Consider the following 14,092-nt stretch of genomic DNA (forward strand, 5'->3'; position numbering starts at 1 on the left):
AAAAAGCCTCAAATGATTGCAGAGCAATTATTTGAGGTTTTGAGAATTCTGAATTCTTTTGAAATTAAATCCGATCGAATATCTGCGGAATGTGGGTTTTATGCTAGTTGGATTGACAAAGTGACAGGTGGAAGATAGAAGGTAGAATTAGAAATTAAGTTACGGGCAAGGACACGGCATTGCCCATTTTTGTCAGCTTAGCCCGAAAGACCGCCAGGGAATTAATTCCCTGGCGTCGGGCGAAAGTCCTCGCTCAGAGGACTGAAGAACTCATCAGTCCTCTGAGCGAGGACTTCAGCTTTGAGGCAGGGAATTAATTCCCTGCCGGACTGCTGGTTGCAGCTTAAGCTGACACCAATGGGCATTGCCGTGTTCCTACCGATATCAAAGCAAAATAGACATCAACTGTTTAAACTTTAAACCATGAGTAGAACCTTAATTCCCGTAATCCTCGCCGGCGGTAAAGGCGAACGTTTCTGGCCCCTCAGCCGCAAGCAGCGCCCCAAACAGTTTCTCAGTCTCGACGGTAGCGGCAAAAGTTTGCTGCAAGCTACAGCCGATCGACTATTAACATTAGGTAACGGTTGGGAAGATTTGTGGGTGGTGACATCGGAAATGCTGGCTGCGGGAGTGCGCGAACAATTGCCGCTACTACCTCCTGAGAATTTGCTGGCGGAACCCGAAGGCCGCGATACTGCGCCGGCGGTGGCTTGGAGTGCGATCGAAATTGCCAAGCGTTACGGCGAAGATGCCGTTGTCGGGTTTTTCCCGGCGGATCACTGGATTGGGGAACCGGAGGAGTTTGTCAAGACTTTGGAGGCGGCGGCGGATTTGGCGGCGAAGGAAAGTGCGATCGCCACTTTGGGAGTCAAACCGAGTTATGCTTCTACTGGTTACGGCTACATCGAACAAGGCGAGGAAATCGGCAGTTTTGGCGGTTTTCCGGCGTATCGGGTGGCGAGATTTACCGAAAAGCCCGATCGCACGACGGCTGAGGAATTTGTAGCCAGCGGCAAGTTTAGCTGGAACGGCGGCATTTTTGTATTTCGAGTCGGCACAGTCTTGACAGAATTGCGAAATCATGTACCGGAAATGATGGCAGCTTTGGAAGCCAAAGGTGCTGCTGCTTACTCCGAATTGCCGAAAATTAGCATCGATTACGCGCTGATGGAGAAGACGCAAAAGGCCTGTGTTTTGCCTGTGGGCTTTAGTTGGGACGATTTGGGAGATTGGAATGCGATCGGTCGTTTGCTGCAAGGAGACAAGCCGAATGTCGAGTTAGCAAAACACATCGGAATTGATACCAAAGACGCTATTTTCTATGCGGCGGATGAGAATGAAGTAATTGTCACAATCGGTTTAGAAGATGTCGTCGTTGTCAGAGATGGGAATGTGACTTTGATTGTGAAAAAGGATAGAACTCAGGAGATTAAACAGGTGATTAAGGTGTTGGGAGAAGATGACAAATTGAAAGAATTACTGTAAATAACCGAGGACACTCCGAGAGCCCATAGGTGTCAACTTAACGTTAAACCCAGTCAGAGACGGTTGTTTGACTATTAAGGCCAGATCCCCCCTAGCCCCCCTTCTTAAGGGGGGGACAAGAACGTACTCAAAGTCCCCCCTACAACCAGGGGAATTTAGGGGGATCTGGACTATGGTAAAAACGAGATTTATCAAGGCTTTCAGGCTTAAGTTGACACGCTTTGGGCTCTCGGAGTGTCCCTACTCGATATCTATAATTCTAGAATTACATAATTTCTACTAAATCCAATACAAAACCCGGCAATACATCTTCCCCTGAGAGTGTAGCAGGATTTTGGATTATTTCAACTTTGCGATCGGGGCGATATATTTCAACCCGCCGATTTTGCCTGTCAATTAACCAACCCAATTTAGCACCGTTATCTATGTATTCCTGCATTTTTTCTTGCAGTTTTTTTAAGGAATCAGTCTTTGAGCGCAACTCAACTACAAAATCGGGACATAAAGGAGCAAAACTTTCTTTTTGTTCCGGTGTTAAAGCATCCCACCGTTCTTTTTTGACCCAAGAGGCATCAGGAGAGCGATCGGCACCATTCGGGAGTGTAAAGCCTCCAGAAGAGTCGAATACAACTCCCAGTTTAGTTTCTCGGTTCCAGACTCGAAGTTGAGATGTTAAATCGGCATTACGTATGCTAGTTTCACTGCCTGTTGGTGACATAATAATTAATTCCCCTGATGCTGTACGTTCAAATTGATAATCGCGATTCTTCTGACAAAGCTGAAAAAATTGCTCGTCAGTTAAATCTATGGATAATTCGATGGAGGTTGCAGGAGATTGGATGGCAATCATGTTTTTTATTGGGTTTGAAACACCTTGAGAATTTGGATTGTAATAACTTACTCATTCAAGTTTTTGACACAACTTTTCAACTCAATAAATTTAATCATAAAAATATCGTGTCTGGTTTAACTGTAATATTAGCATGAGGATTAATACCACCGCCAAAAACCGTAGCTTGCGGGGCGGAACGCCATCGCCCTCCCCCACACCCCAAAGTACGCGCGGCGCAGCTATCCCCAGCAGGAATTGCACCCATTCCCGCTATTTCTACCAAAGTTATTCCTCAAGACAATGGTCAGCTTGGTTAACAGCGCTATCCTAGTAGTTATATAGCCCTTAAACCCGATCGACCCGGAGGCCACCACGTGTTCAGCCTAGTTCAAAACACTTCTCGCAAAGGAGAAATTCTAGAGGTCGTCTTCCGCAACGGTTGGGACTACATGAAAAGCCTCCTAACCGGCCGCAAAACCGACGCACCCAGTCTCCCAACTCCCGCAGTTCTCCGCAACATCCTTGTCGAATTAGGCCCAGTATTTGTCAAATTAGGGCAATTGCTGAGTACCCGCCCCGACTTGTTGCCGGCCGCCTACATCGAAACCCTCTCCACCCTACAAGCGGAAGTACCGCCCGTACCGTGGTCGGAAGTAGAAATTATCGTCCGCAAGGAACTCACGCAATCTCTCGAAGATACCTTCGCTAAATTTAACACTCAGGCGATCGCAGCAGGGTCGATCGCCCAAACCCACAAAGCCACCTTAAAAGACGGCCGCGAAGTCGCCCTAAAAGTTCAGCGCCCCGGTATCGATATTGTCATCGAACAAGACATCGCCGTGCTCAGAGGCTTAGCAGAACTTGTCATGCTGACAGACTTCGGTCAACAATACGATATTGTCGCCCTAGCCGAAGAATTTGCGATCGCCCTGCGCGCAGAACTAGACTTCATTCAAGAAGCCAACTACACCGACGAACTGCGTACCAACTTATCTAAAAGTAAATGGTTTGACCCCAAACAAGTTGTGCTACCAGAAATTCACTGGGAGTTGACCACAAAAAAACTCTTAGTAATGGAATGGCTCAACGGAGTTCCAATTTTGTTAGGCGATTTGCAAGGAATTGGTCACAAAGGAGATATCAATGCCGAACGCGAAGAAATTACAACCATGCTTTGCCGCGTTTTCTTCCAGCAGTTGTATATCGACGGATTCTTTCACGCCGACCCGCATCCCGGCAATTTATTTTATCTCAAAGACGGTCGGATAGCTTTGCTCGACTGCGGCATGGTCGGCAGATTAGACCCGCGCACCCAGCAGAGTTTGACAGAAATGCTGCTGTCAATTGTCGATTTAGACGCCCAGCGCTGCGCTCAACTAACATTGCAAATGGCAGAATTTGCTCAACCTAAAAGTTTAGCTATTCTTGAAAACGATTTGGCTCGAATGCTGCGGAAGTATTACAATGTAAGCTTGTCGCAAATGAACTTGTCGGAAATATTTTATGAAGTGCTGGAAATCACCAGACGCAATAAAATTAGGCTGCCCAGCAATCTAGGTTTGTATGCAAAAACTCTAGCTAATTTAGAAGGACTGGCGCGCTCTTTCAATCCCAGATTCAATATTGTAGAGCAAGTGAAACCCCTAATGACCGATATGTTTCGGCGTCAGTTATTAGGAGATGACCCGGTGCAAGCTCTGCTGAGAACTGCCCTGGATCTGAAAAGCTTATCTTTGCAATCTCCACGACAGGTGGAAGTGCTTTTAGACCGGGTGACTTCCGAAACTTTGAAGTGGAACTTGACCCTAAAAGAACTCGATCCGCTGCGCCGAACTTTGGGTGATTCTGCGAACCGACTTTCTTTTAGTATTGTCGTAGGTTCGCTGATTGTAGGGGCGGCAATTATTTCTTCTAACGCGCAAACTGCTCAGCTATCTTTTTTGAGCAACGGTTTGTTTGGCGCGGCGAGTTTTTTGGGTTTTTGGTTGATTATTAGCATTATGCGATCGGGCCGCTTGCGGAGTTAAAAGGTTCGTAGTGGGGACTTCAGTCCCTCCAAATTCAGGACTAAAGTCCTTACTACGAACCTAAGTAGGGTGCGCCGAAGAGCACCTTACTACTATGGATAGTGTAAAAATAAAAAATTTGCGTCCAGGACTGTAGTTGTACCAGTAGAATATAGCCTAATACAACAAGCGAACAAAGGTAGGCTATGTCACAGCATGATTCTTCTCTCCCAAAGTCGGCAATTAGAGACAACCGTCATCGCGGAACTGTGGGCAATTTTTTGAAAGCCAAGGTCGAGAAAAACTCAACCCTATCCATTGTTTCTGCTTACTTTACAATTTATGCCTTTGATGCTTTGAAGGAACAACTTCTAGGTATTAAAAGCTTGAAATTTTTGTTTGGTGAACCGCGCTTCATCAAGTCCCTTGACCCCAGTAAAACCGATAAAAAGGCGTTCCAAATTGAGGATCAGGGCTTGCAGCTACAGAATCGGTTGCAGCAAAAACGGGTTGCGAAAGAATGTGCAGAATGGATTGAAAAAAAAGTCCAGATACGGTCGGTCAAGCAATCTAATTTACTGCACGGCAAAATGTATCACATTGCTCATAACGGAACTGAAAATGCTATTATGGGCAGTTCTAATTTTACCATGCGGGGACTGGGATTAGGTAGGAAAAACAACAATATTGAACTCAATTTAGAAGTAGATAGTAAACGGGATACCCGCGACCTTAAAGCCTGGTTTGATGAACTCTGGAATGATGCCGAACTCATCGAAGATGTCACACAAGACGTGCTGCTGTATCTAGAGCAACTTTACCAGAATAATACTCCTGAGTTTATCTACTACAAAACTCTGTTTCATATTTTCGAGACTTTTCTAGATGACCTAGAAAAAAGCGATATTCTCAGCGAACAGCTACACCTATTTGATACAGAAATCTGGAAATCTCTATTTGAATTTCAAAAAGACGGAGTTAAGGCAGCCATCAATAAAATCCGACGATATAACGGATGTATTATTGCTGACAGCGTTGGTTTAGGTAAAACATTTGAAGCTCTCGCGGTGATTAAATATTTTGAACTTCGCAATGAAAAAGTTTTGGTTCTTTGTCCCAAAAAACTCCGCGATAATTGGACTGTATATCTAGCACAAAACAATAGCGAGCTCAATCCTTTGGTTAAAGACCGCTTTAACTATACAGTCCTGTCTCACACCGACTTGAGTCGCGATTCCGGTTGGTCTGGCGACATTAATTTAGAAACGATTAATTGGGGTAACTATGACTTGGTAGTTATTGACGAATCCCACAATTTCCGCAACAACATCAAGAGCAAACGGGACGAATCTGGCAATCTAATTAGAAAGAGTCGTTACGAAAGGCTGATGGATGATATTATCAAGAGCGGTGTCAAAACTAAGGTGTTACTCTTATCAGCAACTCCGGTTAACAATGATTTAAAGGATTTGCGGAATCAACTTTATTTTATAACAGAAGGTCGCGATGCTGCGTTTAGGGAATTGCTGGGAATTACCAGTCTGCGAGATACACTAGCAGATGCTCAAGGGAAATTTACCAAGTGGGCAAAGAAAAGTAGGGAACGCAAAACTAGCGAACTTCTGGAAGAACTAAGTTCTGCTTTCTTCAAACTGCTTGACGAACTTACGATCGCCCGATCGCGCAAACACATTCAAAAATACTACAAAGATGCGATCGCCCAATTAGGCGGCTTTCCAGAACGGCTCAAACCCATCTCGGTATTTCCTGAGATTGACCTAAAGGGTGAGTTCATGTCCTACGAACAGCTTAACAGCGAAATTTCTAAGTATCAACTCTCGGTATTTAACCCTTCAAAATATGTCCTGTCGCCATACCGATCGGTGTATGAAAATAAAAAAGGGCAAAATTTCAGACAGAGCGATCGCGAACGCTGTTTAATTGGCATGATGAAAGTCAATTTTCTCAAACGCTTAGAAAGCTCCATCCATTCCTTTGCGCTGACAATGGAACGCACAATTACCAAAATTGAATATCTAGAGACCAAAATTCAAAGTTTTCAGCAATTCCAGCAATCTCGTGATGCTAACCAGACAGTTATTATCAGCGATTTGATGATTGAAGACTTCGACGATGAAGAGTTGCAAGATGCCATGCAAGTAGGTCAAAAGCTGATATTTCAAATGGCGCATCTCGATGTCGAAACCTGGTTAAAAGACCTAAAAAACGACAAGAAACAGCTTAAAAAAATCTACAATTCTGCCCAAAGCATTTCTGTTGAACGCGATGCCAAGCTGGCCGAGTTAAAAGCACTAATCGCCGAGAAAGTCAAGCATCCTACGACTAACAAGCATAGCAAACCAAATCGCAAGGTTTTAGTCTTTACGGCCTTTGCAGATACAGCAGTCTATCTCTACGAAGGATTGCGGGAATGGGCAACATTAGACTTGAAAATTAACTTAGCTTTGGTGACTGGTGGCTCGGCGAAAAATCAGACTACCTTTGGCAAAAATGAGTTCAATCACGTCCTGACAAATTTTTCACCTTTCGCCAAGAAACGCGCCCAAATTCCATCTATGCGGCAAGACGGCGAGATTGACCTATTAATTGCCACAGATTGTATATCAGAAGGGCAAAATTTACAAGATTGCGATTATCTGATTAACTACGACATCCACTGGAACCCAGTCCGAATTATCCAGCGGTTTGGTAGGTGCGATCGCATTGGCAGCCCCAACCATACCGTACAATTAATTAATTTTTGGCCTACAGAGGACTTGGATCAGTACATCAATCTGAAAAATCGAGTAGAAGCACGGATGGCTTTAGCGGACATGGCTGGTACATTTGAAGATAATCTGCTGGAGGTAAAGGAGATTCAAGAACTGATTGAGAGTGATTTGAAATACCGCGACAAGCAGTTGCTGCGATTGAGAGACGAGGTGCTGGATCTCGAAGATTTCACCGAAAGTGTCGCCCTAACGGAATTCACTCTCGATGATTTCCGAATGGAACTAGCGAAATATATTGAGAGCAACCGCAAACTACTCCAAGATGCCCCTTTAGGACTCTATGCAGTAGTTCCAACTAACTCGGAGTACCCGATCATTGCTCCGGGCGTAATTTTTTGCCTCAAACAGAAAGGCGATTCTCTTGATAATAAAACCGTCAACCCGCTGCAACCATATTTTGTAGTTTATGTGCGCGAAAATAAGGAAGTGCGATTAACTTTTGCTCAACCCAAACAAATACTTGAAATATATCGGTTGCTGTGCGCGGGATGTACTGTTCCCTATGAAGAGTTGTGCAACTTGTTCGATCGACAAACTAACAACGGATTTGATATGAGTTTGTATAACGATTTGCTGAAGCGGGCGGTTGATTCAATTGCAGGTATTTACAACAAGCGGCTCATCGGAAATCTGCTGTCTAGCCGCCGTGCAGTATTGGTTGAGCAAGCGCATCAGGTTAAAGCAACAACGGATTTTGAACTGATTACCTGGCTGGTGATTAAATGAGCGTCAGCGAACAACAAGCTAAAGCATCTATTAATCAAGCTTTAAAGGGTTTTGCCAAGGGAAAACTTGCCGATAACGCCCGTAATTTGTTCTTTGCTCTTGGATACCGCAGTGATAAAACTCTTCCGTTTTATCCTAATAGTTCGGAGAATTTTATTGCCGAATTTGACATAGATCAAAAGCTCAACTTTCAAAAAGCTCTCTTAGAGGAATGGCTGTCGGTTGATTTCCTCTTCCAATTTACCGGGACAGAAATTGCAGATAATGACCAGTTTGTCGAATTTGATACTAGCAGCGGTGAGAGTGCTTTTTTTACTTCCTACTTGTTTTTCGCGATCGCACTGCGGAGGAGCGCGTACACTATAGAAGAACTTGACGGGATTATCCGCGAGATTAATAAAATTTTACCGATTCCCGCGATCGTTCTTTTTCAGCATGGAGAAACTCTCACTTTATCCATTATCAACCGTCGCCAACACAAGCGCAATCAATCTGAAGATGTATTAGGAAAAGTCAAACATATTAAAGATATCCCATTCGCCAGTGCGACAAACTCTCATTTAAGAATGCTCTTCAATATTTTTTTGACAGAGTTGCATGAAAATCATGGCTTTAGCAACTTTGACGAATTTCATGAAGCTTGGCATAAAACTATTCCTGACAACATCAAATTTAAAAAAGAGCGTCTACCGCCAGATTCGCTTCGGGTTTACCTGCAAGAAATCGGTCGATTTCCCATCCTCAAAGCTGACGAAGAGATTGAACTAGCTCGTATAATTGCTGAGTTAGAATTAGAGGGCAGCCGAAAAGCGAAAGACAAAATGGTAGAGTCTAACTTGCGCCTGGTAGTCTCAATTGCTAAAAGATATCAAAATCGAGGGCTGGATTTCTTAGACTTGATTCAGGAGGGAAATCTCGGTTTAATCAAGGCTGTAGAAAAGTTTGATTGCACGATGGGAACCAGGTTTTCCACCTACGCATATTGGTGGATTCGTCAGGCAATTACGCGGGCTATTGCCGATCGATCGCGGACTATCCGCCTACCAGTTCACGTTTATAAAACTATTTCGCAGATTAAGAAAACTACCAAACAGCTTTCTGAAGAAATCAGTCGCAAGCCTACCGAAGAAGAAATCGCTACTAAAATGGAGATAACAATTACCAAATTGCGCTTTGTTATTAAATCGGCTAAATCTATCATTTCCTTAGATACTAAAATGGGTGAGGATGAAGGTTCTACATTGGGAGAGTTGATTGAATTCGATGGAGAAACACCAGAGGAACAAGCATCTAAAAATTTGTTTTCCGAAGATTTAGAAAGCGTTTTAGATACTCTGGGCCCTCGACAACGTGACGTTATTCGGATGCGATTCGGCTTGGATGATGGCCGGGAAAAAACTCTACAGGAAATCGGTAATATATTTGATGTTACCCGCGAACGGATTCGGCAAATTGAGGCTAAGGCTTTACTAAGATTGCGCCATCCCAACCGCAACAGTATTTTAAAAGAATATATTCGCCCTACACCAATTTACGAAACTCAGACTAAAAAATCGATCGCCAAACCGATGCAGCCGAGACAGTTCAACATCTCAGAAAACTTGTCTCCCAGCCGCGACACTTTCTTACAGGAGCCTGTTCGTGATAAAATAGTTGAAACAGCTAATACGACCGAACCATTAATTCCTTTTAACAATTTCATAGAAAAATCAAATATAGAACAAACAAAGTTGGCTCGGACTCACCTGTCAAGTGCCGATGAAAATGAAAACAATCTCACTTATGCAAATTTGAACGAGCATAATTTCTACATTGCCGAACTGACAGAAAATGACTTAAATAAAGCGATTAAACCGATGAAACAAAATTCAGCAGACTTACTCAGACAACTCACCGCACTAGAAGATGTTTTTTCCCAATTAGAGAAACGGCTGTCAGAGGCGAGTCGAAAGTTGCTAGACCCTGGTATACCTATATCTCAAAAGCTGATTCAAGAACTTGACGAGTCCCATAAAAAGTTTATTCAGCTTCGCGACAAGGTGCTAGAAGTGGCTGAATATTTGGCAGTATCGACAACGCTGAAAGTTGAGGAAATTGGTTCTTTAGCAGATATCAAGTCTGTACTTGAGCTTGTGGATTTGGCGGAAAAGGAAAAAAGTGCGATCGCCCTTGTCCGCGACTCTGCTTTGAGGGTTTTGGAACGAATTTTAGCGATCGCCCATCGAGTAGAGAGCAATTTTCAGTCATTGCTGGAATGTCAGGAAAAAGCCCGCGAACTTCAACGCGCCATCTCCGAATCCCACGAGTCTGACTTGCATCCCGACACCCAACTCTTGGCTGACGGCAATCATCCATTCTGCAAACTGCTAACACTAATTGCAGAATGGGAAGAAGCAGATGACGAGCGTTTGGATTCCTTACATGATGCCGTATCTGAATCATTTGGAAGAACTCTGGCGATGGCAGCAGTCAGAGGAAAACTGATGATCCAGGCGGAAGCAATACCAGATTCGCCTGCTGTTTTTACTAACAATAATTTAGAGGAAACTTCTTTAGTTGATGAGCCGGAATATGAAACTGTGCTTATTGTCGAACCACCACCCGCAGCAGAGTTGAACGCGGTATTGACAGAGGATGCGATCGCGCAGCCAACCACTGAAAATATCCCAGATATTCCACCAACAGAAGCGCCTACCGCAACTCAGATAAATCATCAAAATTCGGAAAATAAGCAAGGAAAAGAAGTTGAAAATCAGGCTGATTATACCAGAATTTTCAGTGTATTGGAGCAAGGTGATATCCTGACGGCTAATGAATATAATAATATGCTGCAACAGGGGCGATCGCTTGCTGAACCAGAGGAAAAGAGAGATGCTTTTAAAGACTTCTTTGGGCATAAGTATGCTGCGATCGAAAAAGTGCTTGAGGAGTGCGATCGCGATCGACAAAAAAAGCAAGACCTAATTCCCAATATTTCCAAAGGAAAAAGTATCGCCAAAATCCAAATACCGCAGGGGGCTCAAGCCAAAAAAGCCGCTGAAATGCTCGACGCTTGGTTTAAAGCCAAGGGAAAGCATCAAGTAATCACAGAGAAAGATGCTCATCAAATTCTCAGCAACCTCGGTTTTAACATAAAATTTCTTAGATTCAAAAAATCAGGACAATATACCTGGATTGACGTTAATGCCGAGCCGATATCTGACCAAAATCGCTGTCCTGTGTCTGCCTATGGTTCAGCCGCGAAGGGTCATTACCGCATTCTTTGCGTATGGGATAGACCGAACGAACAGGATCTCCTCAATGCGGTTGGAGAAACTGCTCTTGGAGGGCCGGTATTCGTCTTTCATTTTGGGCGAATGACCGTCAAGAAACGCCGAGATTTGGCTGATTTGTGTCGGCAGCGTCGGAGCACTTTCATTGTTATAGATGATGTGCTGATGCTCTACCTTTGCGGAGAACAAAAAACACGCTTACCTGTATTGTTTGACTGTACCTTACCCTTTACTTTCCTGGAACCTTATAAAACCGCAGCAGGAGAAGTTCCGCCTGAAATGTTTTACGGTCGAGTACGAGAACGGGAATCTATAATCGATCCAGAAGGTTCTTGTTTAATTTATGGAGGCCGCCAGTTAGGTAAAACGGTTTTGCTTAAGTATGTACACCGGACTTTTCACGCAACCGAGATGAGAAGGAACGCCTTATTTTTGGATATCAAAGAAATTGGGCGCAAGCAACTGTTAGATAAGATTTGGCATCTACTAAACGAAGAATTGGATAGATTGCAAATTCCCGATACTAACCGGCGCAATTCCGTCCGCGAGAGCAGTTTGCAGCGGATTAAAAGTTGGCTGGAATTCGACACGCAGCGGCGCTTTTTGCTGTTGTTGGATGAGGCAGATAATTTCCTGGAAGCTGATGGTAAGGAGGATTTCCCGCGCTGTGATGAACTCAGAAAATTAATGACGGAAACTAACCGACGTTTTAAGGTGGTCTTTGCCGGATTGCACAACGTTCTGAGAACCACTAGACAAGCAAACCATCCCCTAGCTCACTTTGGCACGCCGATCTGCATTGGGCCTTTGCTGAATAATGGTGAAATGCGAGCCGCAACAGCTTTGGTAGAACGTCCGCTGGCCAGTCTTGGCTATCGTTTTGAATCGCTAGATTTAATTCCGCGCATTCTTTGGCAGACTAACTATTATCCGAGCTTGATTCAACTTTATTGCGAGCAGTTACTCAAGCACATCACTAACCCAGATGTCCCTACTTTCGATCCTAAAATTAGTCCGCCTTACGCGATCGCTTCTCGCCATGTAGAAGAAGCTTATCAAAGTCAAGACCTTCGCAATAATATTCGCGATCGCTTTAAGTTGACACTGGGACTCGATCCGCGCTACGAGGTAATTGCCTACTCGATTGCTGATGGTTCTCAGGAGAATGAAACAGGCATGGAGGATGGGTTTTCTGTATCTTGGATTTGCGAACAAGTCTTGTATTGGTGGTCTGACGGATTCGCGGGAAGGTCATCGGAAGATGAAATTCTTGCTTTACTAGAAGAAATGGTCGGATTAGGAGTTTTACGAGAAAGCAATCCAGGTTACTTCACTCTGAGAAGTTCTAATTTAGCCTTGCTTATGGGTACGCAGCCAGAAATTGAAGCAGAACTTCTGAGACACCGCGAACCTCAACCTGAATACGAACCTGCTACTTTTCGTTCTCCTCTTTTCGTGAAAAATAAAGCTGATTCCCGGCGCAGTCCTTTAACTGTTAAACAGGAATCATATCTTCTGCTCCGCGAGTACGGTGTCTCTATTATATTTGGGTGTCAAGCCGCAGGAATTTACGATTTGTGGTTTTTTCTGGAATCAGCATTTAGTAAGAAAATTTACCCATTCTACTATTTAGAAAACCTCTCAGATATAGAGAATTTCAAGCAGCGCTTGCAAAAAATTAGTACCCGTCGCAAGAAAGATACTACGACACTTATTGTTGTGTCAGCCAGCACCCCTTGGAGTCAGGATTGGGTTGATGAGGCCATTCAGAAAATCAAAAGATTGAGGAAAGAAGACTCGTTTATCCAGCTTGTTTTCATCGCAGATCCTCAGAAGGCTTGGCAGTTAGTTAATTATAGTTCCAGAGGTTTTGATTCCTTTAAGGATATGAGATTTTTCAGCCTCAAACCTTGGCACGATGCCGCCCTGCGACATTGGTTGGAAGATGCTAATTTGCCCAGCGAACTAGAAGTAAGAAAAAAAATTACGAAAGTGACAGGGAATTGGTCAAACCTGCTGCAAAAATTCTATCAATTTTCTCAAGCTAATCCGCATTGCTGGCAAGATTCCTTGGCCCAACTGACGAAGCAATTTAATAAATCTGACAAATTAATTAATTCAATGGGTTTTGACGGTTGCGAACCTCAAAGAAAACTGGTGATGAGAACTTTAGCCCAATGGGGAGAAGCAGCCGCGGTTGAGGAATTAATTGAGGTTCTGGATGATGTATCGCCTGAAGTTGTCAAGCAGACTCTCAGATGGGCGGATCTCCTCAGTCTAGTCTCGCATTTAGGAAATCAGAAGCAAGATGGTAAGGATTACTGGCAGATTGACCCTGTAGTTGGTCGTCTGCTCGAATCTATGGCAGAGTAATACGCACTTTCTGCTGTGCGATGTACTTCAGCAGATATCTGACTTCAGATAGGCGATCGCCCGCAGCAGCTAAGTCTAAGCTAGAAATTGTTCGATCGACCAAATTGAGGAAAAACAGATGAGCAGCGGTCACGCCAGCCATAAAGGCTCTTCCACAAAACCCAACACCAACACCAACGGTCAAATAACATCCCCTGACGACCAGCCCGCTGACCCCCTAAATCAAGAAACATCCGGTTATCCATTCCATAACGAAGCAATGGAAAACCCAGCAGCCACCGCGCGGCCCGGCGATGAGGCTGAGTCTGGCGAAGAACAGCAATAGTTGTATCGATGAAATTGGCATCGAGATGCTATTTGCTAGGCGGTTGATGAGATTTTTGAGAAAAATTAGGTGGTACTAATTACATCTTGCACCTGTCGCGATAGTCCGCCAGAGATTGAAATCCCTGGCGGACTATTGCGATAGGTTCAGTAGGGTGCGCCATGCGCACCGATGCGCATTGCGCACCCTACATAGAACCTGTTTAAGATACAATTAAAGTTAGGTATTATTGAAAAATGAGCAATATTAACCAAGTAGGGTGCGCCCTGTGCACCGATGCG

The 14,092-nt window shown here is 44.1% G+C and carries 8 protein-coding genes and 1 pseudogene; 6 read left to right on the plus strand and 3 right to left on the minus strand.

Going from position 1 to position 14,092, the window contains the following annotated elements; translation table 11 throughout:
* Positions 1 to 423 precede the first annotated feature (423 nt).
* Positions 424 to 1,485 carry a mannose-1-phosphate guanylyltransferase gene (locus tag JGK39_RS22005; RefSeq protein WP_293297384.1) on the plus strand — a complete coding sequence of 354 codons (1,062 nt, stop codon included), beginning with the start codon at positions 424 to 426 and terminating at the stop codon, positions 1,483 to 1,485.
* A 265-nt stretch (positions 1,486 to 1,750) separates the two neighbouring features.
* Here JGK39_RS22005 and JGK39_RS22010 read toward each other — a convergent pair whose 3' ends face one another.
* Together JGK39_RS22010 and JGK39_RS22015 are read right to left on the minus strand one after the other, a co-directional pair.
* Complete coding sequence (locus tag JGK39_RS22010; protein WP_293259224.1) at positions 1,751 to 2,335, minus strand: Uma2 family endonuclease; 585 nt, start codon at positions 2,333 to 2,335, stop codon at positions 1,751 to 1,753.
* Between the two features lie 94 nt (positions 2,336 to 2,429).
* Complete coding sequence (locus tag JGK39_RS22015; RefSeq protein ID WP_293297387.1) at positions 2,430 to 2,582, minus strand: hypothetical protein; 153 nt, start codon at positions 2,580 to 2,582, stop codon at positions 2,430 to 2,432.
* Between the two features lie 109 nt (positions 2,583 to 2,691).
* Here JGK39_RS22015 and JGK39_RS22020 point away from each other — a divergent pair, with 109 nt between their 5' ends.
* From JGK39_RS22020 to JGK39_RS33720, 4 genes and pseudogenes are all read left to right on the plus strand, one after another.
* Positions 2,692 to 4,344, plus strand: coding sequence for an AarF/ABC1/UbiB kinase family protein (locus JGK39_RS22020; protein ID WP_293259230.1), 1,653 nt, complete (start codon positions 2,692 to 2,694; stop codon positions 4,342 to 4,344).
* Between the two features lie 185 nt (positions 4,345 to 4,529).
* Entirely contained in the window at positions 4,530 to 7,841 is a 3,312-nt protein-coding gene (locus JGK39_RS22025) for a helicase-related protein (RefSeq protein WP_293297390.1), read from the plus strand.
* 704 nt (positions 7,842 to 8,545) lie between these two features.
* Positions 8,546 to 9,361, plus strand: a pseudogene (locus tag JGK39_RS22030) (sigma-70 family RNA polymerase sigma factor); the annotation flags it as partial.
* A gap of 48 nt (positions 9,362 to 9,409) precedes the next feature.
* Complete coding sequence (locus tag JGK39_RS33720) at positions 9,410 to 13,486, plus strand: AAA family ATPase (RefSeq protein WP_366048938.1); 4,077 nt, start codon at positions 9,410 to 9,412, stop codon at positions 13,484 to 13,486.
* On the opposite strand, the gene JGK39_RS22035 is transcribed toward JGK39_RS33720, so the two are convergent.
* The gene (locus tag JGK39_RS22035) at positions 13,473 to 13,628 is read right to left on the minus strand and encodes a hypothetical protein (RefSeq protein ID WP_293259236.1); all 156 of its coding nucleotides are present in this window, start codon (positions 13,626 to 13,628) and stop codon (positions 13,473 to 13,475) included. The two genes, JGK39_RS33720 and JGK39_RS22035, sit on opposite strands and share 14 nt — an antisense overlap.
* Between JGK39_RS22035 and JGK39_RS22040 the strand changes: the two genes are divergently transcribed.
* Positions 13,605 to 13,811 carry a hypothetical protein gene (locus JGK39_RS22040; RefSeq protein WP_293259239.1) on the plus strand — a complete coding sequence of 69 codons (207 nt, stop codon included), beginning with the start codon at positions 13,605 to 13,607 and terminating at the stop codon, positions 13,809 to 13,811. The genes JGK39_RS22035 and JGK39_RS22040 overlap by 24 nt on opposite strands.
* The last annotated feature ends 281 nt before the right edge of the window (positions 13,812 to 14,092 follow it).

Origin of the sequence: Microcoleus sp. PH2017_12_PCY_D_A, assembly GCF_020738565.1 — a bacterium.
In the GTDB taxonomy this organism is placed as follows: domain Bacteria; phylum Cyanobacteriota; class Cyanobacteriia; order Cyanobacteriales; family Microcoleaceae; genus Microcoleus.

Coding starts and splice junctions, on each gene's coding strand:
- JGK39_RS22005 (WP_293297384.1), top strand. CDS start 424: ATGAGTAGAACCTTAATTCCCGTAATCCTCGCCGGCGGTAAAGGCGAA.
- JGK39_RS22010 (WP_293259224.1), bottom strand. CDS start 2,335: ATGATTGCCATCCAATCTCCTGCAACCTCCATCGAATTATCCATAGAT.
- JGK39_RS22015 (WP_293297387.1), bottom strand. CDS start 2,582: ATGGGTGCAATTCCTGCTGGGGATAGCTGCGCCGCGCGTACTTTGGGG.
- JGK39_RS22025 (WP_293297390.1), top strand. CDS start 4,530: ATGTCACAGCATGATTCTTCTCTCCCAAAGTCGGCAATTAGAGACAAC.
- JGK39_RS33720 (WP_366048938.1), top strand. CDS start 9,410: ATGCAGCCGAGACAGTTCAACATCTCAGAAAACTTGTCTCCCAGCCGC.
- JGK39_RS22040 (WP_293259239.1), top strand. CDS start 13,605: ATGAGCAGCGGTCACGCCAGCCATAAAGGCTCTTCCACAAAACCCAAC.
- JGK39_RS22035 (WP_293259236.1), bottom strand. CDS start 13,628: ATGGCTGGCGTGACCGCTGCTCATCTGTTTTTCCTCAATTTGGTCGAT.